The following is a 26,902-nucleotide window of genomic DNA, read 5'->3' as shown; positions in this document are numbered from 1 at the left end:
GTCCCGGGTACCATCGGCCGTGCTGATCCCCCTGGGCACCGATCGACCGCTCCGCCGAACGCCCGTGGTGACCTATGCGCTGCTGGGTCTCAACATCGTCGCCTACCTGGTCCAGTTGGCCGTCACGAGCAACCTCCCCACGGTCGTTGGGGGCCCGGTGGACATGTTCGTGCTCGATCCGGGCAACAGCGGGTGGTGGACCTGGCTCACCTACGCCTTCCTGCACGGCGGGGCGCTGCACCTGCTGGGGAACATGCTCTTCTTCTGGGTGTTCGCGCAAGCCGTCGAGGACAGGCTGGGGCACGTCGGCTTCGCGGCGTTCTACCTCGTGGGAGCCATCGCGACGGGTCTCGCCCATGCGCTCTTCAAAGATGCCCGGGTCGTGGGCGCCTCGGGTGCCGTGGCCTGTTGCACCGGCGCGTACCTGGTCATGTTTCCGCTCGCGGGCGTGCGCGTGCTGCTGTTCTTCATCCTCATCGGCGTGTTCGTGCTGCCGGCGTGGGTGTTCATCGCGTTGGCCATCGCAAAGGACCTATTCCGCTTCGGCCTGGGCGGCGGCAACGTCGCCGTGGAAGCCCACCTGGCCGGCTACGCGTATGGCTTTACCGTGGCGTTCGTGCTGCTGGCTTTTCGGCTGGTCCCCAGAGAGCCCTACGACCTGTTCACGGCGATCAACCAGCGGCGGCGCCGCGGCAACATCCGGGGCGCGGTGCGCGGCGCCGGGTGGGACAAACCCATGGCGACGAAGGCCACCCGCCGCGAGCGAACCAAGCCCCAGGCACAGACCGCCGACCAATTGCGTCGCGGCATCGAAGCCGCATTGAGCGAGCGCCGGCCCGGTTCGGCCGCCACGATGTATCGCAAGTTGATCGAGGGGCACACGGGCGCCGAGACCAGGCTGCCCCGCGACGCCCAGCTCGATCTTGCAAACGCGCTGTACCAGAAGTCGCAGCACCAGCTCGCGGCGTCGGCGTACGAGGGATTCCTCGAAGAACACGAGCACGACCCGGAGGCCCCGATGGTGCGTGTGCTGCTCGCGCGGATTCTGGCGGACCACCTGGACCAGACCGATCGCGCTCGATCATTGCTCGAACACGCAATCGTGGAACTCAAGGAGGAGCACCTTCGCGATGTCGCGCGTGCTGACCTTGAAGCACTCTCGTCGGAGGAGCACTGATGCCCAGGACGAGGATCAAGATCTGCGGCGTGCGAGACCTGAAGACCGCCGAGATCGCAGCCGAAGCCGGCGCTGATGCCGTCGGTCTCGACTTCCGGCCCGACGCCACGAGCCACGTCGATCCGCAACTTGCCGCCGACATCCTGGCCTCGCTGCCGCCGATGACCACGGCCGTCGCGGTGTACGCCGATCCGACGCTCGACGACTTCCTCGATACCGAGGCCGTCTGCCCGGCGCCGTACAGCCAGCTCCACGGCTCGGAGAAGGACAACCTCGTCCGCCGCATTGGTCCGGACGCCATCAAGGCCGTGCGATACGACGCGGCGACGCTTGATGCCACGCTCCGGCACTGGCACGGCATCGAAGAGGTCTGCGCAATCTTAATCGAAGCGTCGCCAGAGGCCGACTGGCCGGACCTCGCCCCGAAGCTCACCCGACCCATCGCCCTGTCGCAGGCCCGGGTCATCCTGGCCGGCGGGCTGACGCCAGAGAACGTCGCTGGAGTCGTCAAGGCCGCAAGGCCCTGGGGCGTCAGCGTTTCTCGCGGCGTCGAGGGCAGCCCGGGGACCAAGAGCCCCGACCTGATTCGGAAGTTCTGCCGGGCCGTGCGTAGGGCCGATGCTGCGGGCGAGCCGGAATAAGAGATCAATGCAGGTGCATTCTTCTGGTCCGCCACCGGTTTGGGAGCCGGAGGCTGCCATCCGAACCCGGATCAAGGAGACGACAGATGAGCACCAACACCATCGACATCAAGGGCAAGGTCGCGCTGGTCACCGGCGCCAACCGCGGCATCGGCAGGGCCATCACCGAGGGCCTGCTTCAGGCCGGCGCTGCCAAGGTCTACGCAGCCGTTCGCCGGCCCGAATCCGCCCAGCCGCTGATCGACGCGTACGGCGAGCGGGTGGTGGCCGTGCCGTTTGACCTGACGAACGAAGCGACCATCAACAACGCCGCCAAGACGGCTTCGGACGTCGAGATCGTGATCAACAACGCCGGCGTGCTGCGCACCTCCAATGCGTTGGCCGACGACGCGTTCGAGTCGCTGCAATTCGAGATCGATTCGAACGTCTACGGCCTCATGCGCGCGGCCCGCGCGTTCGCACCGGTGCTGAAATCCAACGGGGGCGGCGCGTTCGTGCAGCTCAACTCGGTGGTATCGATGAAGACCTTCCCTGATTTTGCGACCTATTGCGCCTCGAAGGCCGCGTCGTACGCCATCACGCAGGGCCTGCGCGCCCAACTCGGCGAGCAGGGCACGGCTGTCTTCAGCGTGCACCCAGGTCCCATCGCCACCGACATGGGAAGCCAGGCCGGCCTGGACGACATCGCCGAACCGGCGAGCCTCGTGGCCGATGCCATCCTCGCGGCGTTTAAGAGCGGCGATTTCCTGGTGTGGCCAGACAGCATGGCCAAGCAAATCGGCGGCGCATACCAGGGCTTTGCCGACAACGTTGTGACCGCCGAGATGGCCGAGGCCTAAGTGCCGATCAGGCGCGCGTAGATCGACCGAGCCTCGGCAAGGTCTTCGGTGCCCGTGATGATCGCCCGGCCATCGGGAAAGACTGTCAGGCCGAATCGCTTTTCACCCAGCGTGGTCTCGGCTTTCAGCAAGGGCCCTACGCGTCGGCAGGGCCCATGGGCCGCGAGCCTGCCGGCGAGGTCTTCCAATGCGATGGCCGTTCCCTGGGTGGGCGAGATTTGGACGGCCCCGCGACCGCACAGCGCCTGAGCCGCGCTCGTCGCCCCACCATCGAGGGAGTCGAACAGGCCCAGCCCGCAGCAGCGGCACGACGCACGATCGGAGGCGATGTCCTTGAGCCTGAATCGCCGGCGAACGTTTTCGAACAAGTCGAACTCGAGCATGGTGGCGCTCAATAGGTCGACACGCCCCAGCAGCACCTTCATCGCATCGGTTGCCTGTTGCGCGGCGACGATTGAAACGGCCGGCCCCAGCACGCCCGCCGTGTCACAGGTCGGTACGCTGGCCGCCGGCGGAACTTCGGGAAGCACGCATCGCAGGCACGGCGTCGCATGCGGGCCCCCACCGGGCACGAACGTCGCCGCCATGCCCCGGGTGCCGATGACCCCGCCGTAGACATAGGGAACGCCCAGCTTCACAGAGACGTCGTTGAGCAGAAAGCGGGTCTCGAAGTTGTCGGTGCCATCGAGGATGGCGTCGGCACTCTCGGCCAACTCCTCGATGTTCTCGCTCGTAGCATCGGCGGTGATAGGCTCGATCATCACGCCCGAGTTGATCGCCCGCAGCCGGTCTGCTGCCGCGATCGCCTTGGCCTTACCTACATCCGCCTCAGCATACAAGACCTGACGCTGCAGGTTCGTGGGCTCGACCATGTCGCGATCAACGATGCGTACGTGACCCACCCCCGCGCGCACCAGCAGATCGGCCTGGGCACACCCCAGCGCCCCGCATCCCACGATGAGCACCCGTCCCTCGGACAAGCGGCGCTGGCCCGCATCGCCAACCTGTGTGATCATCTTCTGGCGGTGGTAGCGATCAACGGACGGATCCATGCTGAAAGGTTACGCGCACGAAAAAACCGCGAGCTTGCTCGCGGCCTTGACGGGGGACAGTCGGTAGCGACCGACCCTACGCGAAGTGGGCAAACGCCTTGTTGGCGTCGGCCATGCGGTGGGTCTGGTCGCGGATGGTCATGGCCTTGCCCTCGCCGCGGGCGGCGTTGTAGAGCTCGTCGGCCAGGCGGCCGGCCATCGGGCGGCCCTTCTCGCCGCGGGCGCTCGTGATGATCCAGCGGAATGCCAGGCTCTGCTGACGGCGGCCCTTGACCTGCTGGGGCACCTGGTAGTTGGCGCCACCGATGCGCTTGCTGCGCACCTCGACGTACGGCTTCACGTTGTCGATGGCCATCAGGAAGAGCGTGAGCGCGTCTTCGGGCGCGTCGGGGTTGTTCTCTTTCTTGAGCTTCTCGTCGATCAGGTCCATCGCGTCATAGACAACACGCGTGGCGCGCGTCTTCTTGCCGTCGCGCATCACGCAGTTGATGAACTTCGCCAGAGTGATGTCGTTGTAGCGAGGATCGGGACGAAGCTGATCCTCGGACGCGGTGATGCGACCGGCCATGCGAGACTCCTTTGGCTCATCCGTCGACGCGAAGCCGACCGTGTGTTCACCCCGCCCCGATGAGGCCAGCGAGCGGGATTACTTGCCGTTGTGACAAACGAAAACTGGGACGAAAGCCGCGCCCGCACGCTCTCACGCGCCGGCCGACGAGTCGGGCTTACTTGCCCTTCTTGGTGCCGTACTTCGAGCGGCCCTGCTTACGGCCGTCGACGCCCAGGCTGTCCTGCGCACCACGCACGACGTGGTACCGAACGCCGGGCAGGTCGGGCACGCGACCACCGCGGACAAGCACGATCGAGTGCTCCTGCAGGTTGTGGCCCTCGCCGCCGATGTAGGCCGTCACTTCGCGGCCGTTGCTCAGGCGAACGCGAGCCACCTTGCGAAGCGCCGAGTTGGGCTTCTTGGGGGTCATCGTCTTCACGCTCAGGCACACCCCGCGACGCTGCGGGCAGCCTTCGATGTCACGCACCTTGGACTTCACCTTGGGCGTGCGGCGGGGGTTGCGGCAGAGTTGGTTGATCGTCGGCATAAGCGACTGGTATCCTGGGCTTTGGGTCTTCGATCCACGGCTACACCCGCCGAGACCTCTCGGCAGGGCCCCGAGTATAGCGCCCACGCCCATCGCCGGTCTACCGTGGGGCATGACCGACGCCGCCTCCACCGCCGGCCGCAAGGCCGACTCAGGCCCCGATTTGACCCTGCGGGACTTCCAGCGGCTCATCCGAGACCGCTACCACGCCACCGACAGCGCCCGCGGGGTGCCGGGCACCTTCATGTGGCTCATCGAGGAGGTGGGCGAACTGGCCACCTCTCTCCAGGACTGCGCCCCCGACCGCAACCCAAGCGAGGCCGACCGAGCCAACCTCGAGGAAGAGTTCGCCGACGTCCTCGCCTGGCTGACCACCCTGGCCAACATCGCCGGGGTCGACTTGGGCAAGGCGGTCAGCAAGTACACCGACCCGGGCCGGGTCGAAGGCGTGAAGCACTAGCACAGCGCGCTGCCAGGGCACGAAAAAGCCCGGGCTTGTGCCCGGGCCTCGTTGGGTCGAACTGGAACCAGCAATCAGCCTGCGCTTCGAGAGCGGGCGGCGGCGGCCATGGCACGGGCCCTTGCGCGCTGCGGGCTCAGCGGATCGCCCGTGCGGGTGCGGTTCTCTCGGAAGAACCGGCTTGGCCGCTCGTCGGTCAGCTGGGCGTTCAGCCTAGTGATCGCCTCGTCGACGATCTGGCGGACGCGTTCGCGGCTGAGTCCCACCCGCTCGGCCACCTGCTTGAGGGTGAGCGGGTCGCGGCCGTCGAGCCCAAAACGGGCGTTGAGGATGGCGGCCTCGCGGTCGTCGATGGTCTCCATCAGGCGACGCAGGGTGGCCATCTCATCGGCCTGAAGCGGCCGATCGCTGGGCGGTGCGTAGCGATCGTCGGCCACGACATCGGACAGGCCCGGCGTGTTTTCGTCGCCCGAGACCGGCTGGGTCTGGGCGCGGGTGGCCCGGATGGCCCGACGGATGGCGCGGACCTTCTTGACGGGCAGGTCCATGGCTTCGGCGATCTGCTCGATGGAGGGGGCAAAGCCCGTCTCGCCCTCGAGTTCACGGGAGACCTGACGCATGCGGGCGATCAGTTCGACCATATAGGCCGGCACGTGGATCGGCCGCGAGGCGTTGATCAGGGCCCGCTTGATGGCCTGCTTGATCCACCAGGAGGCATAGGTGCTGAAGCGGGCGCCCTGGTCGGGATCGAATCCCTCGACGGCCCGCATCAGCCCGATGTTGCCCTCTTCGATCAGGTCCGAGAGCACCAGCCCGCGGTTGGCGAAGTTCTTGGCGATCGCCACGACCAGGCGGAGGTTGGCCCGGATCATGCGCTCACGCGCCTCCGGACAATTCTCCCGCTGGATCCGATAGCCCAACTCGCGCTCTTCTTCGGCCGTCAGAAGGGGCGTTTGCTTGATTTCGTCAAGGTACAGCTGCAACTCGGAGCGCACCCCAGAACTTGCAGATTGATTACCGGTCATCGCACTCACTACTCATCCCACCTTTCGCGATGTGCCCCCACGAGAATCAACGGGTAGCACACCGTCCTCCTACCACGTATTCGTCCGCCAGCCGCAACGGATTCATCGAGCCTCCGCGCAAGTGGCTCAAATCCATTGCAGGCGCACGGACGCCAACGAGGTCGGATTCACCCAACAGGCGAAGATGTTCCGCCTGTGCCGAGGCCCGTCTTGCCTCTCTCCTCAAAGAAGCGCGGGTTTCCGGCGTCAGCGAACGCGGGTGAGACTTCCTCGAGCACTATGCTACCCAAAGGCCCCGGCCGTCTGCAAGCCTATTTGGACCCCATGAACACGAAATCATCGATGAACCGTGACATATCGGACATTCTCGAAGACTGGCCGTTCGACCGCACCAGGCCCAACATCCGCCTGATCCAGGGGCAGGACGGAGAGCCTTTACTGCAGGTACGACTGGACTTAGGCCTTCTCCAGATGCACGTGGACGGCCGGCCCGATGGACGCCTCGCCCATGGTTATCGGAGTTTGCTTGAGTACTACGAAAGTCTCGCAGATGACGCCGAAGTCATGGCCGAAGAAGGCGGAACCGGGGACGGATTCTCGTTATCGGCCGATGATTGCAAGATGCTCCGCGAGGAAGCGGCCCAGTATTACCACCGCTACGTCGCGTTATTGGTCCTTAACGACTTCGATGGCGTCATTCGTGACACGGGGCGGAACCTCCGGCTCATCGAGTTCCTGCAGAAGCACGCCAGCGAGGAAAGCGATCAGCGATCGATGATCCATTACAGGCCGTTCATCATCACCGTCCGCACGCGCGCCCTGGCCGGACAGATGATCCGAGCCAACGAGACCAAGGCAGCGGTCGCGCTGATCGATGAGGGGCTCGATGGGCTCCAGCTGGCCTTTGCCGAGGCGGGCGAGCCCGAGGCGTTTGAATCGTCGGCCGAGCGACGCACGCTGGTTGGCATGCGCGAGGCCATCCATCCCAAGCTGATGCCGAGCCAGGCCGCCGAACTCGAGTCTCGCCTGGAGCGGGCCTTGGAGGCCGAGAACTACGAACTGGCGGCGATCCTTCGTGACGAGATCAAGTCGCTGCGCGACCATCCCCCAAAGGCCTGACCCGATGACCCAGCCTCCGGCGAACGCATCCGACGAGCGCGCCGCAGCGCTGGCCGTTGTCTCCCACTTGCGTGGCCAGGGGCACGAAGCTTTCTTCGCGGGCGGCTGCGTTCGGGATGAGCTCCTGGGCATCCAGCCGGGAGACTTTGACGTGGCCACCGACGCCACGCCCGATCGGCTTTCCAAGCTATTTCGCGGGGCCAGGCTGGTGGGCGCGCAGTTCGGTGTCGTGCAGGTCAAGAAGCTGGGCGTCTGGACGGAAGTGGCGACGTTCCGCAGCGATGGCTCGTATACCGATCGCCGCAGGCCCGACGAGGTCACCTTCAGCGATGCGCAGTCCGACGCCGAACGGCGGGACTTCACGATCAACGCCCTCTTTCTCGACCCCTTGGCTGACGAAGCCGACTGGACCGAGCGCCACCCTGGCGAGCACGTCGGCGGACGCGTCATCGACCTCGTGGGAGGGCTGGCCGACCTTCGGGCGGGTATGGTTCGCGCCGTGGGCGATCCGCATCGCCGGCTTGCCGAAGACCACCTGAGGGCGCTGCGGGCGGTTCGGTTCGCCGCTCGCCTGGGTTTCGAGATCGATCCCACCACCGCCCACGCCATCGCCGAGCACGCGCTCGAACTCGAGGGGGTCAGTCGCGAACGCATCGGCGGCGAACTCCGCCGCATGTTGTCCCATGCCTCGAGGCATCGCGCGGCGGCGATGCTGCAGCAACTCGGGCTCGACGGCCCGGTCCTGGCGATGCCCAGCATCGGAGCCGGGCATGCCCATCCTCGCTTAAGCGGCCTGCCGACGAATGCCCGCACGATGGTCTCCCTGGCCGCGTGGCTGCTGGATCGCGGTCGGGGCGGCAGCCCGGACGACGTTTGGCCTTCGGTTCGAAGCACGCGGCGGGCCTTGTGCTTGAGCAACGACGAGACATCACTGTTGACGGCGTGCCTGACTCGAAGGCTCGAGATCCTCGAGGGGTTCGGACAACGTTCGAAGGCGGCGCAGAAACGTCTGGCGTCATCGGATGGATTCGGGGATGCCCTGATGATCCTGCACGCCGAGGACGCCACCCTGGCTCAGGCCGTGACACAAAGGGTGGAGGCTCTGGCCTCGGAGACCGGCGGGCTCGCGCCGCCGCGGTGGGTGACCGGCGATGACCTCGTGTCGAAGGGCTGGCAACCAGGACCGGGTTTTGCTCGGGTTCTGGAGGCCCTGTATGATCTTCAACTGGGGGGAGAGGCGCCCAATCGTGATGCACTGCTGGAACATCTGGCGTCGTTGAGCGTCCAAACGGATGGATCCGAACCCCGCACGGGCAACGATCCGAATACGAACTGACCCGGTCCCGGGGGCGAGTGGCTTGCTCTTGGGATCCGCATTGATGGAGGCCCGAACACGATGAGCACGCGAGACTGTGGAGGGCGAGGGGTTTGGAACCGCCTGCGTCAGCTGTGGGTGGGACTGGTTGCCACGGTGCTGCTGACGGCTGGCCCGGCGCTGGCCCAGCAGGAGCCGGCGAAGGTCTACTACTTCACGGCCGACGGCTGGTTTGGAAAGGACATCTCGTTCACGCCGCTGACCGAGGCGATGAACGAAGCCCGCGAACTCGGCGCTGACTACATCATCATCAAAGTCGACGTGAACTGGTTCGAGCGGGAGGATCCGCTCCAGCAGGAAATGTCCGACGACTCGGGCATCTTCGACATTTTCGGTATCCGGCCGATCCGTCCGGTGTTCACCGACGAAGCGTTCCTCGATTGGGAAAGGAAGCCTCAGATCGTGTTCTGGGTCAAGAACGCGATGGGTAGCTCGGCGTTCCTGCCGTTCCTCTCGGACACCATGTACTTCCATCCCGATGGCCGCATCGGCGGCATCCGCGGCGTGTACCTGCAGTTTCAGCAGGGCGACGAAGTCGTGAAGGAGAAACTCGTCGCGGCCAGCTTGGCTACGGCCAAGGGCATGGTGATCGCATCGGGCTATGAGCCGAAGTTGATCGAAGCAATGGCCCGTGGCGACTACGTGCTCTCGTATCGCCTGGAAGGCGGTCGACCGGTGTACCTGGAGCGTGAGCCGCAGAGCACTGATGAGTTCCTGCTGACCAACGACGCACTGGACGACAGCAAGAAGGACACCATCCAGGAACTGGCTCGCGGCAGGGGCACCAACTGGCTGACGCTTCGGGCGGACACTGCTCGTGTCCTGGGCGTGTCGAAGGGCACCGCGAGCACCCTGGACGACCTGCTGTTCGAGCTTGGCATCGCCCGCAACCACGAGATGGTCGGCAACGGCGATCGGATCATGGACGACTGGTCCGAGAGCATCAAGCGCACGGAGAACGCGCTGAGCCGCTTGTTCCGCGAGTACAGCGAGATCCAGGTCGAAGGCGACTGGAACGAGCGTCGTCGGGCCCGAGGCCAGCAGCGCGCCAAGCTCCAGCAGATGATCGGATTGCTCGAGCGATACAAGGAGGCCATTGTGCCGTATCACATCGACGTGTTCCGCAACGTCGGGCGGCCTCAGCAACTCATCTCGGACTTCCGCCTCCGCCTGCAGCGGCTCGAACTTGAACAACTGGCCGATGAACGCTGATCGATCGCCACTCTCGGGAGACTGACCATGAAGAGCATTGCGTACAACAAGTTGCGTCGATTGGCGATGAACGCCGCGTGTGCGGTGGCCGTCCTTGGCTGCGTCCAGTTCGGCTTTGCGATCGACCGCGTGACCCTGAACGACGGCCGCGTGATCGAGGGCGAGATCGCCCGTGAACTGAACGGCTCGGTCTGGGTGAAGACCCCCGATGGACTGACGCAGTTCTTCGCCGCCTCGGACGTGTTGCGCATCGAGCGCGACGTTGATGCAGGTGGCGAAGAAGTCGCGCCGTCCTCGCCGACGGTGACCGATCCGGCCCCGGCACCGGAAGCCTCGAAGACCACGCCCGAGCGCACGCGTCGGGCGACGACCTCGCCGGGCGCCCCACGTGCCGCCGTGCTGAGCTACGGCGATGCGGACACGGGCCAGGGCATGGTGGGCACGTACATCACGGCCCAGTCGCTGCGTGAAGTTATTCCGCTGCTGGAAGAAGAGAACATCGACATCGTGGTGTTCCGCGTGAACTCCGGCGGTGGCGCCGTCCTTGAGCTGCAGCCGCTGAGCGACGTGCTGCACAACGAGTTCAAGCCCCGCTTCCGCACCGTGGCGTGGATCGATTACGCGATTTCGGCCGCGTCGCTCACGCCGCACACGCTGTCGGAGCACTACTTCATGCGTCGCGGCGCTTACGGCGGCAACACGGCCTGGTTCGGGGCCATGCAGGCCGTGCAGGGCCGTGAACTGGAGAACATTCTTTACGATGCCGAGTTGATCAGCGAGCGTGGCGGTCACGATCCTCGTTTGCTTCGCGCCATGCAGCTCATGGAGCCGCTTTCGGTCGACCTGGACGAGAATGGCCGCGTGGCTGCGATGTACCAGAACACCGACGGCGAGGTCATCATCAACAAGCCGAATCGTGTGCTCGCGCTGACCAGCGACGTGGCGACGCAGATCGGGTTTGCCGACGGCATCGCCGATACGCTCGATGAATTGGGCAAGGCCATGGGCCTGACCGAGGTCGAGTGGGTTGGCGAAGAGGTCAAGGGCGTCCCGTGGCCCGTGAGCAAGGCCGAGAAGTACATCCGCGACTTTCGCGAGCAGACCGCGCGCGATGAGCAGAGCATCAACCAGTACTTCGATGGCTACACCGTGGCCGTGGGCCTCGCTCGGAACGCGCCGCAAGAGAGCCGTGGCAAGTTCATTGGCTTCGCCCGGCGGAGCCTGAACTCCATCGTCCGCATGGTGGATAACAACCCGCGCCTGGCGCTGTTCATCCTCAACCGCTCGGAAGAGGATTTCCGCAAGTGGGTTCGCGAGCAGGAAGAACTGCTGCGAGACCTGGCCAAGTAAGCCACCTCCCAGATCATGCATCCGGGGCCATCCTCTGGCGAGGATGGCCCTTTTCGTTTGCGCAGCCCCGTTCGATCGAATTGGGCGGCGGTCTATCATGGCTTTCGCCGCCGACGGGCCGGATCCCGTGCGGCATCTTCAGGAATCAGACCCGGAGGCTCTTCCCATGACCACTGCGCCCGCCACGACCGGTCTTGTACCCGAGGACATCGACGCGACCAAGTGGGACAACGTGCGTCCGCTGTTCGAGGAACTGGCCCAGCGCGACGTATCGAACAAGGACGAGTTGGAGCGCTGGCTGGTCGACCGCAGCGAACTGGAAGCGGCGTGCAGCGAAGCGCAGGCCAACCTTTATATCGCGATGACGTGCGACACGGCCAGCGAGCCCAAGCGCACCGCCTATACGAACTTTCTGGAAAACGTGGCGCCCAAGCTCAAGCCCGCGGGCTTTGAACTCGACAAGCGACAGGTCGAACTGTTCGAAGAGTTCGGTCTGGGTGGGGAACGCTACGAGGTCCTCTCACGGGACGTGAAGGCCGACGTGGAGTTGTACCGCGACGAGAACGTGCCGATTCAGACCGAGATCGATAAGGTCGAGCAGACCTATACCGAAACCATCGGCGCGATGACCGTCGAGTTCGATGGCGAAGAGAAGACGCTCCCGCAGATGGCGGTGTACCTGCAGGAGACCGACCGCGACGTGCGCGAGAAGGCCTGGCGCGGCATCGCCGAGCGCAGGCTGCAGGACGCGACCAAGATCAACGGCATCTACGACCGGCTCATCGAGCTGCGCCACCAGATGGCGCAGAACGCCGGGCACACGGACTTCGTGGGTTATTCGTTCGCGGCCATGCATCGCTTCGACTACACGCCCGCGGACTGCAAGGACTTCCATGATGCGGTGGCCAAGGTGGTCGTGCCCTTCAAGCGTCGTCTGGACGCACAGCGTCGCGAGAAGATGGGGATCGATCCGCTCCGGCCGTGGGACCTGGCGGTCGATCCGAAGGGTCGCCAGCCGCTCAAGCCGTTCAAGGGCGGCGTGGAACTGGTGAACAAGTCGAAGGCGGCCTTCGACGCGATCGATCCGCGGCTGGCCGAGATGTTCGCGACGCTGGGCGATGGCAGCAACAGCGACGGCCCGGCCAATGGCGCGCAGCTCGACCTGGACAGCCGCAAGGGCAAGGGCCCGGGCGGGTACCAGTACATGCGCGATCGCGTACGCGAGCCGTTCATCTTCATGAACGCCGCGGGCCTGCACCGCGACGTGGAGACCATGGTGCACGAGGCGGGACACGCCTTCCACAGCATGATGTGCAAGGACGAGCCGCTGCTGCACTATCGCCACAGCCCGATTGAGTTCGCCGAGGTGGCGAGCATGTCGATGGAACTGCTGAGCATGCCCCACTGGGGTGGGCCCAACGGCTTCTACAGCGATGAAGCCAACCACGCCCGGGCGATGCGCGAGCAGCTCGAGGGCAGCGTCTCCATGCTGGCGTGGATCGCGACCATCGATGCGTTCCAGCACTTCATCTACTCAAATCCCGAGCACACGCACGAAGAGCGGACCCAGCACTGGCTCGAGCTGGACAAGCGGTTCGGTAACGACGTTTCGTGGGACGGGCTTCAGCGCGAGCGCGAGACGCAGTGGCAGCGGCAGCTGCACCTGTTCAGCCATCCGTTCTATTACATCGAGTACGGCATCGCCCAGCTGGGGGCGCTCCAGTTGTGGATGCGTTCGCTGGACGAGGGCGAATCGACAGCCATCGACGCGTACCTGCACGCCCTGTCGCTGGGCGGCTCGCGTCCGCTTCCCGAACTGTTCGAGGCGGCGGGAATCAAGCTGGACTTTTCGGTCGACACGATCTCGCGCCTTGCAGAGCGCGTTGAGGCCGAGCTGGCCAAGCTGCCCGAGTAAGTACGATCGCTCCAGATTTCCTACGGAGAATGCCGCATGTCAAAGTACGCCGAGTTGTGCGCCTACGGGCGTCAGGGCGCCACGCTCAAGTCCGTTGCCGCCCTGCTCGCCTGGGACCAGGAAACCTACATGCCCAGGGCTAGCGGCGACGCCCGTGCCGAACAGATGGCGCTCCTGGCGGGCATGATGCACGAGCGCGGTACGTCGAGCGAACTTGGCGACCTCATCTCGGCCGCCGAGGACGCAACATTGAACGACCAGCAGCGCGCGTGCGTTCGCGAGTTTCGGCGTGACTACGACAGACGTACGAAGCTGCCAAAGGCGCTTGTCGAAGAGCTCGCAAGGACGGGCAGCAAGGCCCAGGACATCTGGAAGGACGCGCGGAAGAACAACGATTTCAAGACCTTTGAGCCCTGGCTTGGCAAGATGGTCGACCTGTCGCGGCAGAAGGCCGAGGCGTACGGCTACGAGGGCGAGCTGTACGACGCCTTGCTCGACGAGTACGAGCCCAACGCGACGGCGAAGGAAGTCGAGAGCGTGTTCACACCTCTTGGCGAGAAGCTCTCAGCACTCGTCAAGGAACTGACCGAGAGCGGCCACGCGCCCGATGATGCGCCGACGAAGGTGCACGCGCCCGAGGACCGCCAGCACGCACTGGGCATGCACGTGCTCAAGGCCATCGGCTTCGATCTGGACGCCGGACGGCTGGACATCACGACGCACCCCTTCTGCGAGGGGCTCGCGCCGGGTGACACGCGGCTCACGACGCGATACGACGAGAAGTACTTTCCCGGAGCCCTCTACGGCACGATGCACGAGGCCGGGCACGGCATGTACGAGCAGGGCCTGCCCAAGGGCGGCACGCACGAGGGCCCCGGCGGCGAGCAGATCAATAGCTTCGGGACGCCGCTGGCCGACGACATCTCGCTGGGCATCCACGAGAGCCAGAGCCGCATGTGGGAGAACATGGTCGGGCGCAGCCGGCCGTTCTGGCGGTGGATCTATCAGGAAGCGTGCGACCAGTTCGCCGAGCTTGGCAAGTATGGCGAGGAAGAAGTCTACCGCGCGGTGAACATCGTGCGGCCGACGTACATCCGAGTCGAGGCCGACGAGGGCACCTACAACCTGCACGTCATGCTGCGCTTTGGTATCGAGCGGGCGATGCTCTCGGGCGATCTGTCCGTCGGCGACCTGCCGGGCGCTTGGAACGAGCATTTCAAGGAACTGCTTGGCCTGGACGTGCCCAACGACACCAACGGCTGCCTGCAGGACGTGCACTGGAGCTTCGGGCTGTTCGGCTACTTCCCCACCTACACGCTGGGAAATCTCTACGCCGCCCAGTTCTGGCAGAAGATCAGGCAGGATCTGCCGGGGCTCGAGGACGAGTTCGCCAAGGGCGACTTTGGCCGGCTCAAGAAGTGGCTGAACGAGAACATCCATGCGCACGGCCGGCGGTACGGCGCTGGCGAGTTGTGCGAGAAGGTGACGGGACGGCCGCTGGAGAGCCAGCCGTTGATGGATTACCTGGGCGGGAAGCTGCGCGAAGTTTACAAGCTCTAAGCGACTTCACGCATCGTCGCTCTTGCGAATGCGCACCTCGTCGACGGTTGTCGTCGTGCGACGGAGGATGACCTCGTCATGGTCGCCGATCTCGCGGGGGCGACGCTCGTCATACTTCTGCGGGTCGGTCTTGACGGCCTTGACGATCTCGCCGACGAAGGCGCCCAGGGACCGCATGACGCCCGGCTTGTTCTCGTGATCGCTCATGCCTTGGCCCTTGCTGCGGCTCGCGTCATCTTGGGCATGGGCATCGAATCACGCAGCCGCTCGAAGTCGGGGCGCTTGAGCAGTTCGGTGCCCGGGGTGATGGCGGCGGCGGCGCCCGCGGCCACGCCGTCGCGGAGGATCTCCTCAGGGGTGCAGCCTCGCTCGATGGCCAGGACGGCGGCGGCAACCATGCTGTCGCCCGCACCAGTGGCGCTCTTGACGTCGACCTTGGGCGCCTTGCAATACGCGTAGCCGTCCTTCATGGCCAGAACGGCGCCGTCTCCGCCCATGCTGACCAGGACGTAGGTGATGTTGTGCTTCTGGGCGAGTTCGATGGCCGCGGCGCCCACGACGGCGGGGTCGGCCTCGTCAGGATCCATGTTGCTCACGGTGTCGGCCAGTTCCCGGCGGTTGGGCTTGACCATGCACACGCCCATGCCGAGGGCCTCTCGCAGCGCGGGGCCCGAGCTGTCTACGACGACGCGGCCGCCGACCGCTCGCACGCGTTCGATGATGGTCCGCACGAACGGCGGTTCGACGCCCGGGGGCAGGCTGCCACTGATAACCGCCAGCCCGCCGCCTTCGATCGAGCCGACGCCGTCGACCAGGGCCTCGAGGCACGCGTCGGCCTCGTCGTCGCTCAGTTCGGCGCCGGGCATGTTGAAGCGGAACTGGTTGCCGGTGCTTGTCTCGGTGACGATGACGTTCTCGCGGGTGGGCGCGTGTACGGGTACGCCCCGCTGGTCGCAGGACTTGCCCGTGCAGTAGAAGCCCACGAGGAACTTGAGCAGGTCGCCCACCTTGCCGCCTGCGGGGAAGACCGCCGTCGACTTGCCCCCGATCTCGGCGATGGCCCGGGTGACGTTCAGCCCCCCGCCGCCGGGCTCACGCCTGGGCTTGGCGCAGCGGAGCTTGTGCTCGGGCTCGACCTTCTCGACCTCGACCCCCATGTCGATGCAGGGGTTGAGGGTGAGGGTGAAGATGCGGGCCGGGGCGTCGTCCATGGGTAATGGTATCGGCAAGATGGGCGAACCCGATGAGCCTGCGCTCGAACGGGTCTATCGCCTCCGCCGGGCTGTCCAGCACGCACCAGCCACGAGCAAAACGCCACTACCCGGCCCTGGAATAACGCGGATGGTCGCCTCCCCCTCCACGACCTCGCCGATCAGCGCCACAGTCTCGTGGCTGGTCATCTCGATGTAGGCATCGAATCTGGTCGTGACGGTCGAGAGTTCGACCTCGAATGGGGCCGCGACGTCGTCCGGCGCGGTATAGGTAACCTGCCAGAAGGGGAGCGGGTAGGGCGGAGGCGGGAAGATCGGGAACGGCCAGTTGAGCTTGCCCGCGAGGATGCCGTCGACGCCGGTGGCGGATATCTCGCCGACAAGGGTCCCGGGGCCGTTCATGGGCGCCAGCAGCATCGGATCGCTCAACCCGAGTCCGCCCGTCGAAGCAAGCAGGTTCGTGTCGACCCGTGCGATGTCGTACGTGCGTGTGGATGCGCCCAGCCATGCCGCCGAGAGCGTCAGCATGGTGCTTTCGCCGGGCTGGAGTTCTGGATCGTCCACCTCGATGACGATGCCCACGGGCGGCACCGTCTGCCCGGACGCCACCGGGGTGGCAAGTGCCAGACCCAGCATCGCGATCGTTCGCGCATTCATGGTGTTCTCCTTGGCCGTTCTCGAGCCCCACGCCGGCCGGGAGAACCCCAGCCGCGGGATCCGATCCGTACGGCGGGCCCGGCCAGTTCCCCCCTACCCTACAGGTTGGCGGCCGAACCGGTCGCACTGGCCCCCGCTTTGCAGCCCCCAAACCCCGTGGGAAACAGGACATGCACGCCTACGACACCATCCTCGACGCCATCGGCCGCACGCCCCTGGTTCGGCTGAACAAGGTCGTGCCCCCCGGCGCGGCGACCGTCTACGCCAAGTGCGAGTTCATGAACCCCGCGGGCAGCATCAAGGACCGCATGGCCTGGCACATCATCAGGCGGGCCGAGGAAGAGGGGCTCTTGAAGCCCGGCGGGACGATCGTCGAGAACACCAGCGGCAACACTGGCATGGGGGCGGCCATGGTGGCCGCGGCCCGCGGGTATCGCGCGGTCTTTACGATGCCCGACAAGATGAGCCGCGAGAAGATCGACGGCCTGCGCAGCTTCGGGGCCGAGGTCATCATCACTCCCACCGACGTGCCGGGCGACAGCCCCGAGCACTACGTGAACCGCGCCAAGACGATCGCGCGCGAGACGCCCAACGCCTTCTACATGGACCAGTACCACAGCCAGTGGAACATCGAGGCGCACGAGCAGTCGACCGGGCCCGAACTGTTCGAGCAGTCCGACGGAGGCAACGTCGACGCCATCGTGGTGGGCACGGGCACGGGCGGCACGATCAGCGGCATCGGCCGGTACTTCAAGAAAAAGGGCGCCACGACGCTCATCGTCGGCGTCGATCCGCTGGGCAGCGTGCACTACAGCATCTTCTACACGGGCGAGCCCAGCACGCCGTACGTCTACAAGGTCGAGGGCCTGGGCGAGGACATCGTCTGCCGGGCGTTCGATCCTTCGGTGGTCGACGAGATGCACCAGGTCAACGACTACGAGTGCTTCACGATGGCCCGGCGGTTGATCAGAGAAGAAGGTCTGTTCTGCGGCGGGTCCAGCGGCGGCATGGTGCACGTGGCCGTCGAGGTCGCCAAGCGCCTGGGCGAGGGCAAGAGCGTCATCGCGATCTGCCCCGACAGCGGCACGCGCTACGTGACCAAGTACCTCAACGACGAGTGGATGAAGATGCACGGGCTGCTCGAGAAGCCCCGCGGCCTGGGCGTGGTGGGCGACCTCATCGACAAGGGCGCGACGGTCATCACCGTGCACGAGGACAAGCCGCTGCGCGACGTCATCGACCTGATGCGTCGCCACGGCATCAGCCAGGTGCCCGTGACCGACGACGCGGGCAAGCCCCTGGGCATGGTGCACGAGATCGACATCCTGCGCGGCCTGCAGAAGGACGAGGTGAACATCACCAGCCCGGTCAGCGCTATCGAGACGCAGATCGGCGGCATCCTGAGCCCCTCGGCCCGCGTGGAAGAGCTCTACGGCGTGTTCGGGGAACAGCAGGCTGCCATCGTCGTCAGCGAAGGCAAGATCATCGGCGTGCTCAGCGAGATCGACCTGATCGAACACCTGGCCCGGGCCGGCGGCAACGGCGTTGCGAGCGGGATGCAGCCCGCGGGCGTGTGACGTGAACGGCCGGGCCTCGCTCGCTTCGGTATCATCTCGGCGATGAGCACCGGCTATACCCAGATGCGGCTGAGCCCGCAGCAGATCCAGCGGCGCCGGAAGGTCGTCGATCCCGTACAGCAGGCCTTCGAGCAGGGCCGCCTGGCCGAAGCGCACGAACTGGCCACGGCGGGCCTCAAGAAGATGCCCGGCGATGCGCAGCTGCACCTGTTCCTCGCGGCCATCGCCGAGCGCACCGGCGACGTCGAGCAGGTCCGCCATCACGGCCGCAAGGCGCTCAACCAGGGCCCCAATGCCGGGGCATTCACGGTGCTCAGCCGGCTGGAGCGCCGAGCGGCCAACACCGAGTTGGCGCTCGAATTGTGCGACAGGGCGCTCGAACTCGTGCCGGGCGACGTGCCGCTGCGGATCCATCGAGCTGGGTGCCTGGAAGAGGCCGGCCGCACCGACGAGGCCCGCGCGGTGGTGGACGACATGGTTTCCCAGCTCGAATCGAGGAACCAGCCACTACCGCCGCACCTCCAATTCGAGCGCGCCAAGCTCAGCGTGCAGGCGGGCGAGTACGACCGCGCGATCGACATCATCGACGGGCTGCACCGCGCCGTCGACACGCCGCGCGAGCTGCGATCCGCGGCGTGGCACCTGAAGGCCAAGGCGCTCGACCGCGCCGGCCGCTATGCCGAGGCGTTCGGGGCCGCGACGGCGGGCAACGAGGTGGATCGAAGGCCGTTCGATCCCGATGCCTACGAGCGGCAGACCACGGCCATCATCGAGATGTGGTCGAAGGAGAACATGGCGACGTTCCCCGAGAGCTCGTGCGACAGCGAGGTTCCGGTGTTCATCGCGGGCATGCCACGCTCGGGCACCAGCCTGCTCGACCAGATCATCCACGCTCACTCCAAGGCCGCCGGCGTGGGCGAGCTCGATACGCTGGAACGCTTCTTCGCGCAGGTGATGGCCGCGTACAGGCCCGAGGCGCCCGAGGGCAAGCGGTTCGGCAGCCTGAATCGATTCAAGTGGACGCGCGCGGCCGAGGACTACGTGCGCGAGATCCGCAAGACCGCCCCCGACGACGCGCGCATCGCCAACAAGGCCATCGGCAACACGCGCATCGCCGGGCTGCTCGCGCGGCTCTTTCCAAACACGCGGATCATCCACATCCGCCGCGATCCGAGGGACGTGGCCATCTCCTGCTACATGGGCGCCTTCAACAACATGGCGATGCCCTGGACGACGCGGCTGGACTGGGTCGCCCGGGCCTACGAGCAGACCGAGCGGCTGATGGACCACTGGAAGCGAACCCTGGACGTGCCGTTCCTGGAAGTGCGCTACGAGGACATGGTACGCGATCCGGCCACGCAGCTGCCGCGGATCATCGACTTCCTCGGGCTCGAATGGGACGACGCCTGCCGGGAGTTCTACAAGACCAAACGCACGCTGCGGACGCTCAGCTATGACCAGGTGAACCGGCCGCTGTACACCTCTTCGGTGGGGCGCCACGCCAACTACGCCGGGCAGATCTCGGGCGTGGACTTTCCGGCCTATCCCTGAGCGGCGGCCCCGGGGGGCAAAATAGCCTTGCAATTGCCGGCGGTTTGGGCGACAATGGCCCCCGTCCGCGGCCCGGTCGGTCGCGACGAGGAGACCGCCATGCACCCCGCGACCCCCATTGCCGTTGTGGCCTGTGCCATGTTCGCCGCCTCGGCGGCCGTTGCCGAACCCATCGATCCCATCTCGGTGCCCATCAACCTGGCCAGCGGCCCGGTCATGCCCGACGACCCCGCCGCACCCATCGCCGACAAACGCGGGCGGGTCTCGATCTATGAGACGGTCGTCCGGGTGGAAGGCGCGGGCTGGATGCGGATCGACTTTGGTCCGGTGGACCTGGCCGAGGCTCCCGCCGGCGCGGCGCCGACGATCATCCGGCTGACGTCGCTGAAGGACGACGCCGAGCAACGCCTCGAAGCGGTGCACGTCGAGCAATGGCAGTCCATGTCGGCCTTCTTCAACGGCGGTGCGGTCAGGGTCGAGGTGCTGAGCGATCCCGATGCGGGCGCCAGCGCCATCACCATCGACAGCGCGCTCGTGCAACTGGACTTCACGGGTTCGCTCACGCCTCTGCCGGATCCCACGGACAGCATCTGCGGCCCCACCGACGACCGCCAGCTTTCCAGTGACCCCCGCGTGGCCAGGGGCTGGAGCGCAGGCGGGAGCGCCAACTGCACGGCGTGGCTCATCAGCGACTGCATGAAGTGCGTGCTGGCGGCCGGGCACTGCGGCTTCGTGCAGGTGCACTTCAACAACCCCCTGTCGACCCCCGGCGGCGTGCCGGTGATGCCCCACCCCGACGATCAGTACGCCATCGACGCCGCCAGCGTGCAGGACGACGCCAGCGGGCTCGGACGCGACTGGTACTACGCGGGCGCATTCGCCAATCCGAACACCGGGCTGCGGCCGCACGAGGCGCAGGGCGACGCCTTCGATCTGGCAACCACCATCCCGCCGGTCACCGGCCAGCCCATCCGCGTCACCGGCCACGGCGTGACGAGCGCCCCGGTCGATCCGACGTGGTATCGCGCCCAGAAGACGCACGTGGGCCCCTTCGTCGAGTTCAGCGGCTCGGCCCTGCGCTACGCCATGGACACGACCAGCGGCAACAGCGGCTCGCCGGTGATCGACGACACCACCGGGCTGGCCATCGGCATCCACACCCATGGCGGCTGCCGGGAGACCAGTGGCGCCAACGGCGGCACGGCGATCACCTACGCCCCGCTGCAGGACGCATTGAACGATCCGCGTGGCATATGCATCAATCCGTGCCCGGCCGACCTGACCTGCGATGACGACCTGAACCTCTTCGACTTCCTGGAGTTCTCCAATCGCTTCGACCTGGGCGATGCGCGTGCCGACCTGGACGGCGATGGTCGCCTGACCATCCTGGACTTCCTCGAGTACCAGAACATGTTCGCCATCGGCTGCCCGCGGTAGGCCTTCGCCCGCGCGGCGCGGCCGCTATCTTCGTCCATGGCCTCCGCCGCGGCGAACACCCAGGGACTGGTCGATCACCGCGGGAAGCCATGCGGCACGATCCGTGAGCTGCGGGCCCCGCCGCACTTCTTCTGGTTCATGCGGCCGGACGTCCCGCTGTCACGCGAGACCATCCTCAGGGTGCGGATCACCTTCGCCCTATGGTTGGGGACCATCGCGATCCTCGTGCTGCTGCTGGCCTCGGCCACGGCGCCCTTTTCGGCCTGGGTGGGGCGCGTGCCGCGGTGGCTGGTCGTCGCGCTGCTCATCTCGTTCGGCATGGGCGTGATCGGCTTCTTCTTCGCCCGGGGCATCGCGAGCGGTCACTGGCTGAAGGCGGGACGAACCAGGGCCGCGATGCTGCTGGCCGCCCGCGGCCAGTGCCCATCGTGCGCCGCGTGGCTCTTGACGACGCCCGCCGATGCCGACGGGTGCACGCCGTGTCCCGCATGCAATGCCGCGTGGAAGGTCGGCAATACCGAAGGCTGCCCGGGCTGCGGCTACGACATGAGCGCGGTTCCGGCGACGGCCGGCCCGCTGGCGATCTGTCCCGAGTGCGCGACGCTGAGTGCGGCGAACGCGTCCGAAGACGGCCGGGTCTAGCGTGCCGACGCATCTACAGGGGGCAGGATGCCGCCGCACGAACCGATCATCCGATGGATCGCCCTGGGCCTGCTCGCGCTCGGCCTGCTGTGGTTCCTGGCCGCGGCGATCGGGCTGAGGCCCAGGGCCGTCCGTGTCCGCCGGGCGATCAGGCGGTCCGGTTCGGGCACGATGCTCTGCGGCGCGTGCGGGCATCCGGCGGTTTCCCTGGGCACGATCGAATCGTGCCCCGAGTGCGGGTGCAGCTACGCGGCCGTTGGTCTCGACGGCAGAACCAGCGGGTCGCGCTGGGCGCCGCCGGTGCTCGTCGTGGGGCTCGTGCTGCTGGGGTCGTGGGCGCTGGGGTCGGTTTCGCTTGCGCCCAGTGCCGCCCGGTGGGCGAATGAGCGGACCATCGGCTCGGCGGAGCTCGAGCGATGGCAGTCGCGTGCGGGATTCGTGGCGGACCTTCTCGACCCGGCCACCGGGGCGACACCAGGCCTGACGATCGAGCTCGAGCGCGACCTGATCGGTCCCGCGACGGTGCCGCACGGCCACACCCGGCGTCGTCCGATCGAGGGCCGCTTCACGATCACGCTCTCCCACGGGCCGGATGCGTCGAACGCCAGAACGGTCTGGAGGAACGATCCGATCGTCAGGAGTTCGCCCATGACCCCCTATGACCTGTACCGGATGCCTGGTTCGGCCACCAGCGCCCGTGCGTCCCCGGTGGCGATCCCCGATGCGGGCGCACTGCCCAGCCCCTGGGCCGGCATCCGGTCGCGGACACCGTCGCTGGAGCTGTCCTGGACATCGGGCGACGACTGGTGGGTCCTGCGAGACGACAATGCCGCGTCGGTCGAGCGGGGCAAGGATATCGAGATGGGCGTGCGCGCCCTCATCAGCGCCTCGGGCATCTCGGGGACCGAGGATCCCCCACCATTCTGGTCCGTGCGGATCTACAGCAGCGTGCTGGAGATCGCGCGCGATGCCGGTTCCGTTCCCTTTGAGACGCGTTCCCCCCGGGGCCCTGGCCGCACCTCCTTCGACGGCCTCGCGTTCACCAGCGAGATCGTTGCGACCCCATCGCGAACCCCCTACCACCCCGCCGCTCCCTGGGGCCTGGCCGCCGCCATCGGCGCCAGCGCAGCCCTCCTGCTGGTCGCCGTCCTCGTCCTCTTCCTGTCCTGGCGCACGAGGCGCCTTCCCGCTCGCGGAGCGATCTAGCGCGTCGTCTCGACCGGCGTCTCGTCCTGGCCGGCCTTGGGGTCCACCGCGGCGGGCCGTGCGTGCATCGGGTAGGCCCAGTGGTCCTTGTCGGCCCGCTTCCATGCCGCGGCCCTTCCGTTCATGCTCGCCTCGGTCTGGTCGGCGGGCGCGCCCTCCACCGTGAGCAGCACGCCCGGCTCGTCCCAGTCATACAGGTCGTGGTAGTTGGCGATCATGGTGTCGCCGATGCGGCGGTTGACGTGGTTGGGCCGGAGTTCCGCCGGGTCGTCCAGCCCCAGGGCCGCCAGCAGTTCCAGGAAGCCCTTGACCGTGTTCTGGTGGAAGCGCTTCACGCGCTCGGCCTTGTCGGGCACCACCAGTCCCTTGGCCAATCTCGGATCGGTCGTGGCCACGCCCGTGGGGCAGCGGTTCGTGTTGCACCGCAGCGCCTGGATGCATCCCAGGGCGAACATCATGCCCCGCGCCGAGTTGCACGCGTCGGCCCCCAGCGCCAGGGCGCGGAGCACGTGGAAGCCGGTCATGATCTTGCCGCTGGCGATGACCTTGATCTGATCTCGCAGGCCCACACCCACCAGCGCATTATGCACGAAGATCCACGCGTCGTGTGCCGGCATGCCGATGGAATTGGAGAACTCCAATGGCGCGGCTCCCGTCCCGCCCTCGCCGCCGTCCACCGTGATGAAGTCCGGACGCAGCCCGGTGGCCACCATCGCCTTGCAGATGGCGTAGAACTCGTCGTAGCGGCCCACGCACAGCTTGAAGCCCACCGGCTTGCCCCCGCTCAGCTCGCGGAGCTTTGCGATGAACTCGAGCAGCTCCACCGGCGTGTCGAAGGCCGTGTGGCCCGGGGGGCTGAGGACCGTCTTGCCCGGCTCGAGTCCACGAATCTCGGCGATTTCCTTCGTCACCTTGCTGCCCGGCAGCACGCCGCCGTGCCCGGGCTTGGCCCCCTGGGAGAGCTTGAGCTCGATCATCCGGACGGTTTCTTTGGTCGCGTTCTTGCGGAAGATCTCGGCGTTGAAGGTGCCGTCGGTGTTCCGGCAGCCGAAGTAGCCCGTGCCGATCTGCCAGACCAGGTCCCCCCCGTGCTCGAGGTGGTGCGGCGAGATGCCCCCTTCCCCGGTGTTGTGGAAGAAGCCGCCCATCTTCGCGCCCTTGTTGAGGGCGCGGATGGCGTTGGGCGACAGCGAGCCGTAGCTCATGGCGCTGATGTTCAGCAGCGAGGCCGAATACGGCTTCTCGCACTGGCCCTGGCCAAAGACAACCCTCGGCGGGGTTTCGAGGACCCTGGCCGGGGCGATGGAGTGCTCGGCCCACTCGAAGCCCGCGCCGTACATGTCGCGGTGCGAACCGAAGGGGTTGGTCTCCAGCTCGTTCTTGGATCGCGCGTAGACGACGTCGCGCACCTCGCGCTCGATGGGGTATGCCTCCAGCCGGCTCTCGATGAAGTACTGCTGGATCTCCGGGCGGATCATCTCCATGAGGTATCGCCCGTGGCCGAGCACGGGGAAGGTCCGCAGGATGGTGTGCTCGCGCTGGAACGCGTCGAAGAACCCCAGCGCCAGCACGGGCCCGAGGATGACGAACGCCCAGAGCCCCGGCGCCCAGAACAACGCGCAGAGCACGCCGTAGGCCGCGGCGGCCAGCGCGAACCCGAAGAAGATCTGCCGCACGGTCATGCCCGGCTCCGCCGACAAGAGGCCCCCACCCCCCGCGCCCCGGCGCGGGCGTCATGGTCGGTTCATGCTAGCGGGGGCACGGCCCGGGGCCGGCGGCCGCACATCTTCCAGGCCCGGTCCCGAGCTGCCCGGGCCCGGTGCTGAGAAGCCCGGGACGGGCGCCAGAACGCGCAGGACCGGTGCTGGAGAGCGCGGGGCCGGCGCTGAGGAGCCGAAGACCGATCGCGCAAGGCGCAGCACCGGTCTTGGAGAGCGCAGCACCGGTGCTCAGGAGCCCAGCACCGGTCCTGCGCTCCTCGCCATCGGGCCTGAAGAGCACGGATCGCCGCTGGGAGGGCGTGAGGGGGGTTCTGCGGCGTTCGCGGTGTGGAGCCTGGCCGCCGGATCGCAAGCTGCCCATGTTGAACCCAAGAACAACTTCTAGCGTATAAAGTACGAACGGGCCTTGGGCGGCCGGGCCCGGGCGAGGCTGGGGGGCCACACCATGGCACGCAACCGGACTGGGCACGCTCGCCGGCGTTCGCACGTGGCGACGGGGCTGATGGCCGTGGTCGGCACCGGCGTGGTGATCGGGCTGGGTCTGGGCTACAGCGAACGTCCGGTCGGGCTGTGCGTGCTCGCCATCGCCGGCCTGATCGTCGTCCTGCTGTGCCTGACCGTGCTGCGCACGCCGCTCGCCTTGCTCTTTTCGACGCTTGCGGGTCGGCACGGGGCCCACTTCGTGCAGGGCCCGATCGTGCGCGTGGGGCTGTGGGTATTGCTGTTGCTCGTTTCACTCGTGGCGGTGCTGTGGCCGGCCACGCTGCCCTGGACCCTGTTCGCCGCGCTCGCGCTGCTGGGTGCGATCGCTTCGGTGGAGTTGCTGCGATTGCATCCTGACATGGGCGTGCGCAAGGTCCCGCTCGACAAGGCCGCGGGACCGCGATGGGCATGGCGTGGCCTCCTGGGACTGAGCGCGGCCTGGTTCATGGAGTTGGTACCCGGGCAGGCGATGCACGCGGTTGGTGGGCCGGTCGCCGAGCCGCCGTCCGCCGCGCTTGCCAGCGCGTTCGGCGATCTCGAGCATCGCATCATGGCGCGCTTCGATCGGCAGGACGAGATGCTGGCCGAGCAGGGCGAGAAGCTCGACCGGGCGCTGGCGCTGCTGGAAGAGCGTGAATCCGAAGTGCGCAGGCTCCCCGCCGGCGACGACGCGCCGCCCGGGCCCCCGCCGCTGAGCCCGCAGGACCGTGCCATCCTCGACGCCGCCAAGCCCTTCGCCAATGCGCTGACGCGCTACCGCATCGCGGTCGCGGAGGGCGACGACGCGTTGGCTGGCGAACTGGAGGAGGAGGTGCTCGCGCAGCGCGACACCAAGCGTGCCGACGAGGACTTCCTATTCGAGCGGGCGCGGGGTGATCGGCACTTCAACGCTGGAAGGTTCGACCAGGCGATCCCGGCGTACCGGGCGGCGCTGGCCGTGCGTGAGGGCGACCCGGCCGTGCTGAACAATCTCGCGGTCGCGTTGCTGCGCGGGCGTGGAAATACCGACCACGGCGCGGCGCTACATGAGGCCGAAAGTTTGCTGGCACGCTCGCTGGACATCCGCCGCCACATGCACGAGGGCGACCACGCCGACGTGACGCTGAGCCTGAACAACCTCGCGGCCGTACGGCAGGCGCTGGGCCGGGCGGGCGAGGCCGAGCCGCTCTATGAACAGGCCCTGGCCATGCGTCGCCGGCTGTTCGAGGGCGACCATCCGGACGTGGCGCTGAGCCTGAACAACCTCGCGTTCGTGCGGCAGGCGTTGGGCCGGGGGGGCGAGGCCGAGCCGCTCTATGAACAGGCCCTGGCCATACAACTCCGGCTATTCGAGGGCGACCATCCTGACGTAGCAATGAGCATTAACAACCTCGCGGGCGTGCGGGAGGCGATGGGCCGCGCCGTCGAGGCCGAGCCACTCTGTGAAGAAGACCTGGACATGCGTCGCCGGCTGATCGAGGGCGACGATCCGGACGTGGCGAGCAGCCTGAACAACCTCGCGAGCGTGCGGGAGTCGCTGGGCCGCGCGGGCGAGGCTGAGCCGCTCTATGCAGAGGCCCTGGCCATGTATCGCCGACTGTTCGAGGGCGACCATC

At 66.9% G+C, this 26,902-nt stretch carries 24 protein-coding genes; 16 read left to right on the top strand and 8 right to left on the bottom strand.

Going from position 1 to position 26,902, the window contains the following annotated elements; genetic code table 11:
* The first annotated feature begins 19 nt into the window (after positions 1 to 19).
* The 3 genes from RIE32_09475 to RIE32_09465 all read left to right on the top strand — a co-directional run bounded on the left by RIE32_09475 (position 20) and on the right by RIE32_09465 (position 2,657).
* Complete coding sequence (locus tag RIE32_09475) at positions 20 to 1,177, top strand: rhomboid family intramembrane serine protease (protein ID MEQ9096479.1); 1,158 nt, start codon at positions 20 to 22, stop codon at positions 1,175 to 1,177.
* Entirely contained in the window at positions 1,177 to 1,818 is a 642-nt protein-coding gene (locus tag RIE32_09470) for a phosphoribosylanthranilate isomerase (GenBank protein ID MEQ9096478.1), read from the top strand. The genes RIE32_09475 and RIE32_09470 overlap by 1 nt, the downstream gene beginning before the upstream one ends.
* A gap of 86 nt (positions 1,819 to 1,904) precedes the next feature.
* Complete coding sequence (locus RIE32_09465; protein ID MEQ9096477.1) at positions 1,905 to 2,657, top strand: SDR family oxidoreductase; 753 nt, start codon at positions 1,905 to 1,907, stop codon at positions 2,655 to 2,657.
* Here RIE32_09465 and RIE32_09460 read toward each other — a convergent pair.
* From RIE32_09460 to rpsL, 3 genes are all read right to left on the bottom strand, one after another.
* Positions 2,654 to 3,709 (bottom strand): ThiF family adenylyltransferase, encoded by a 1,056-nt coding sequence (locus tag RIE32_09460; protein ID MEQ9096476.1) that lies wholly within the window; start codon positions 3,707 to 3,709, stop codon positions 2,654 to 2,656. The genes RIE32_09465 and RIE32_09460 overlap by 4 nt on opposite strands.
* A 76-nt stretch (positions 3,710 to 3,785) precedes the next feature.
* Positions 3,786 to 4,277, bottom strand: coding sequence for a 30S ribosomal protein S7 (gene rpsG, locus RIE32_09455; GenBank protein ID MEQ9096475.1), 492 nt, complete (start codon positions 4,275 to 4,277; stop codon positions 3,786 to 3,788).
* A 157-nt stretch (positions 4,278 to 4,434) separates the two neighbouring features.
* On the bottom strand, positions 4,435 to 4,806 hold the full coding sequence (rpsL, locus tag RIE32_09450) for a 30S ribosomal protein S12 (GenBank protein ID MEQ9096474.1): 372 nt from the start codon (positions 4,804 to 4,806) through the stop codon (positions 4,435 to 4,437).
* A gap of 112 nt (positions 4,807 to 4,918) precedes the next feature.
* On the opposite strand from rpsL, the gene RIE32_09445 reads away from it, so the two are divergent.
* Entirely contained in the window at positions 4,919 to 5,266 is a 348-nt protein-coding gene (locus RIE32_09445) for a MazG nucleotide pyrophosphohydrolase domain-containing protein (GenBank protein ID MEQ9096473.1), read from the top strand.
* A gap of 74 nt (positions 5,267 to 5,340) precedes the next feature.
* Here the strand turns inward: RIE32_09445 and RIE32_09440 are convergent, their stop codons facing one another.
* Positions 5,341 to 6,249: an RNA polymerase sigma factor RpoD/SigA gene (locus RIE32_09440; protein ID MEQ9096472.1), complete on the bottom strand. Its 909-nt coding sequence runs from the start codon at positions 6,247 to 6,249 to the stop codon at positions 5,341 to 5,343.
* 384 nt (positions 6,250 to 6,633) lie between these two features.
* Between RIE32_09440 and RIE32_09435 the strand changes: the two genes are divergently transcribed.
* The 6 genes from RIE32_09435 to RIE32_09410 all read left to right on the top strand — a co-directional run bounded on the left by RIE32_09435 (position 6,634) and on the right by RIE32_09410 (position 14,822).
* Positions 6,634 to 7,410 carry a UvrB/UvrC motif-containing protein gene (locus RIE32_09435; protein MEQ9096471.1) on the top strand — a complete coding sequence of 259 codons (777 nt, stop codon included), beginning with the start codon at positions 6,634 to 6,636 and terminating at the stop codon, positions 7,408 to 7,410.
* A gap of 4 nt (positions 7,411 to 7,414) precedes the next feature.
* Positions 7,415 to 8,746, top strand: coding sequence for a CCA tRNA nucleotidyltransferase (locus RIE32_09430; GenBank protein MEQ9096470.1), 1,332 nt, complete (start codon positions 7,415 to 7,417; stop codon positions 8,744 to 8,746).
* Positions 8,747 to 8,806: 60 nt separating this feature from the next.
* Complete coding sequence (locus RIE32_09425; GenBank protein ID MEQ9096469.1) at positions 8,807 to 9,997, top strand: hypothetical protein; 1,191 nt, start codon at positions 8,807 to 8,809, stop codon at positions 9,995 to 9,997.
* A 27-nt stretch (positions 9,998 to 10,024) separates the two neighbouring features.
* A complete protein-coding gene (locus RIE32_09420; protein ID MEQ9096468.1) occupies positions 10,025 to 11,347 on the top strand; it encodes a hypothetical protein in 1,323 nt (440 codons plus the stop codon).
* 166 nt (positions 11,348 to 11,513) lie between these two features.
* Positions 11,514 to 13,262 (top strand): M3 family oligoendopeptidase, encoded by a 1,749-nt coding sequence (locus RIE32_09415; GenBank protein MEQ9096467.1) that lies wholly within the window; start codon positions 11,514 to 11,516, stop codon positions 13,260 to 13,262.
* 36 nt (positions 13,263 to 13,298) lie between these two features.
* Complete coding sequence (locus RIE32_09410) at positions 13,299 to 14,822, top strand: carboxypeptidase M32 (GenBank protein ID MEQ9096466.1); 1,524 nt, start codon at positions 13,299 to 13,301, stop codon at positions 14,820 to 14,822.
* 6 nt (positions 14,823 to 14,828) lie between these two features.
* Here the strand turns inward: RIE32_09410 and RIE32_09405 are convergent, their stop codons facing one another.
* The 3 genes from RIE32_09405 to RIE32_09395 are packed head-to-tail and all read right to left on the bottom strand — an operon-like array spanning position 14,829 to position 16,690.
* Positions 14,829 to 15,029: a hypothetical protein gene (locus RIE32_09405; GenBank protein ID MEQ9096465.1), complete on the bottom strand. Its 201-nt coding sequence runs from the start codon at positions 15,027 to 15,029 to the stop codon at positions 14,829 to 14,831.
* Positions 15,026 to 16,033, bottom strand: coding sequence for a hexose kinase (locus RIE32_09400; GenBank protein ID MEQ9096464.1), 1,008 nt, complete (start codon positions 16,031 to 16,033; stop codon positions 15,026 to 15,028). The genes RIE32_09405 and RIE32_09400 overlap by 4 nt, the downstream gene beginning before the upstream one ends.
* A gap of 54 nt (positions 16,034 to 16,087) precedes the next feature.
* Positions 16,088 to 16,690, bottom strand: coding sequence for a hypothetical protein (locus RIE32_09395; GenBank protein MEQ9096463.1), 603 nt, complete (start codon positions 16,688 to 16,690; stop codon positions 16,088 to 16,090).
* 170 nt (positions 16,691 to 16,860) lie between these two features.
* On the opposite strand from RIE32_09395, the gene RIE32_09390 reads away from it, so the two are divergent.
* The 5 genes from RIE32_09390 to RIE32_09370 all read left to right on the top strand — a co-directional run bounded on the left by RIE32_09390 (position 16,861) and on the right by RIE32_09370 (position 23,103).
* Positions 16,861 to 18,267 carry a pyridoxal-phosphate dependent enzyme gene (locus RIE32_09390; protein ID MEQ9096462.1) on the top strand — a complete coding sequence of 469 codons (1,407 nt, stop codon included), beginning with the start codon at positions 16,861 to 16,863 and terminating at the stop codon, positions 18,265 to 18,267.
* A gap of 42 nt (positions 18,268 to 18,309) precedes the next feature.
* Positions 18,310 to 19,818: a sulfotransferase gene (locus tag RIE32_09385; GenBank protein ID MEQ9096461.1), complete on the top strand. Its 1,509-nt coding sequence runs from the start codon at positions 18,310 to 18,312 to the stop codon at positions 19,816 to 19,818.
* A 99-nt stretch (positions 19,819 to 19,917) separates the two neighbouring features.
* Positions 19,918 to 21,255 (top strand): GC-type dockerin domain-anchored protein, encoded by a 1,338-nt coding sequence (locus RIE32_09380; GenBank protein ID MEQ9096460.1) that lies wholly within the window; start codon positions 19,918 to 19,920, stop codon positions 21,253 to 21,255.
* A gap of 36 nt (positions 21,256 to 21,291) precedes the next feature.
* Positions 21,292 to 21,897, top strand: coding sequence for a hypothetical protein (locus RIE32_09375; GenBank protein MEQ9096459.1), 606 nt, complete (start codon positions 21,292 to 21,294; stop codon positions 21,895 to 21,897).
* A gap of 27 nt (positions 21,898 to 21,924) precedes the next feature.
* Positions 21,925 to 23,103 carry a hypothetical protein gene (locus RIE32_09370; GenBank protein ID MEQ9096458.1) on the top strand — a complete coding sequence of 393 codons (1,179 nt, stop codon included), beginning with the start codon at positions 21,925 to 21,927 and terminating at the stop codon, positions 23,101 to 23,103.
* Here RIE32_09370 and RIE32_09365 read toward each other — a convergent pair.
* Positions 23,100 to 24,785 carry an FMN-binding glutamate synthase family protein gene (locus RIE32_09365; protein MEQ9096457.1) on the bottom strand — a complete coding sequence of 562 codons (1,686 nt, stop codon included), beginning with the start codon at positions 24,783 to 24,785 and terminating at the stop codon, positions 23,100 to 23,102. The genes RIE32_09370 and RIE32_09365 overlap by 4 nt on opposite strands.
* Before the next feature lie 484 nt (positions 24,786 to 25,269).
* Between RIE32_09365 and RIE32_09360 the strand changes: the two genes are divergently transcribed.
* The coding region (locus RIE32_09360; GenBank protein ID MEQ9096456.1) for a tetratricopeptide repeat protein at positions 25,270 to 26,902 on the top strand (1,633 nt) is incomplete at its 3' end.

The sequence above is a fragment of the Phycisphaerales bacterium genome (assembly GCA_040221175.1).
Classification (GTDB): Bacteria; Planctomycetota; Phycisphaerae; order Phycisphaerales; family UBA1924; genus JAHCJI01.
Note: the sequence above shows the minus strand (reverse complement) of the source record. Positions and strands in the feature narration are given on the sequence as shown.

Coding starts and splice junctions, on each gene's coding strand:
- RIE32_09375 (MEQ9096459.1), top strand. CDS start 21,292: ATGGCCTCCGCCGCGGCGAACACCCAGGGACTGGTCGATCACCGCGGG.
- RIE32_09390 (MEQ9096462.1), top strand. CDS start 16,861: ATGCACGCCTACGACACCATCCTCGACGCCATCGGCCGCACGCCCCTG.
- RIE32_09460 (MEQ9096476.1), bottom strand. CDS start 3,709: ATGGATCCGTCCGTTGATCGCTACCACCGCCAGAAGATGATCACACAG.
- rpsG (MEQ9096475.1), bottom strand. CDS start 4,277: ATGGCCGGTCGCATCACCGCGTCCGAGGATCAGCTTCGTCCCGATCCT.
- RIE32_09465 (MEQ9096477.1), top strand. CDS start 1,905: ATGAGCACCAACACCATCGACATCAAGGGCAAGGTCGCGCTGGTCACC.
- RIE32_09405 (MEQ9096465.1), bottom strand. CDS start 15,029: ATGAGCGATCACGAGAACAAGCCGGGCGTCATGCGGTCCCTGGGCGCC.
- RIE32_09395 (MEQ9096463.1), bottom strand. CDS start 16,690: ATGAATGCGCGAACGATCGCGATGCTGGGTCTGGCACTTGCCACCCCG.
- RIE32_09410 (MEQ9096466.1), top strand. CDS start 13,299: ATGTCAAAGTACGCCGAGTTGTGCGCCTACGGGCGTCAGGGCGCCACG.
- RIE32_09420 (MEQ9096468.1), top strand. CDS start 10,025: ATGAAGAGCATTGCGTACAACAAGTTGCGTCGATTGGCGATGAACGCC.
- RIE32_09365 (MEQ9096457.1), bottom strand. CDS start 24,785: ATGACCGTGCGGCAGATCTTCTTCGGGTTCGCGCTGGCCGCCGCGGCC.
- RIE32_09435 (MEQ9096471.1), top strand. CDS start 6,634: ATGAACCGTGACATATCGGACATTCTCGAAGACTGGCCGTTCGACCGC.
- RIE32_09385 (MEQ9096461.1), top strand. CDS start 18,310: ATGAGCACCGGCTATACCCAGATGCGGCTGAGCCCGCAGCAGATCCAG.
- RIE32_09445 (MEQ9096473.1), top strand. CDS start 4,919: ATGACCGACGCCGCCTCCACCGCCGGCCGCAAGGCCGACTCAGGCCCC.
- RIE32_09370 (MEQ9096458.1), top strand. CDS start 21,925: ATGCCGCCGCACGAACCGATCATCCGATGGATCGCCCTGGGCCTGCTC.
- RIE32_09380 (MEQ9096460.1), top strand. CDS start 19,918: ATGCACCCCGCGACCCCCATTGCCGTTGTGGCCTGTGCCATGTTCGCC.
- RIE32_09430 (MEQ9096470.1), top strand. CDS start 7,415: ATGACCCAGCCTCCGGCGAACGCATCCGACGAGCGCGCCGCAGCGCTG.
- RIE32_09425 (MEQ9096469.1), top strand. CDS start 8,807: ATGAGCACGCGAGACTGTGGAGGGCGAGGGGTTTGGAACCGCCTGCGT.
- RIE32_09470 (MEQ9096478.1), top strand. CDS start 1,177: ATGCCCAGGACGAGGATCAAGATCTGCGGCGTGCGAGACCTGAAGACC.
- RIE32_09400 (MEQ9096464.1), bottom strand. CDS start 16,033: ATGGACGACGCCCCGGCCCGCATCTTCACCCTCACCCTCAACCCCTGC.
- RIE32_09415 (MEQ9096467.1), top strand. CDS start 11,514: ATGACCACTGCGCCCGCCACGACCGGTCTTGTACCCGAGGACATCGAC.
- rpsL (MEQ9096474.1), bottom strand. CDS start 4,806: ATGCCGACGATCAACCAACTCTGCCGCAACCCCCGCCGCACGCCCAAG.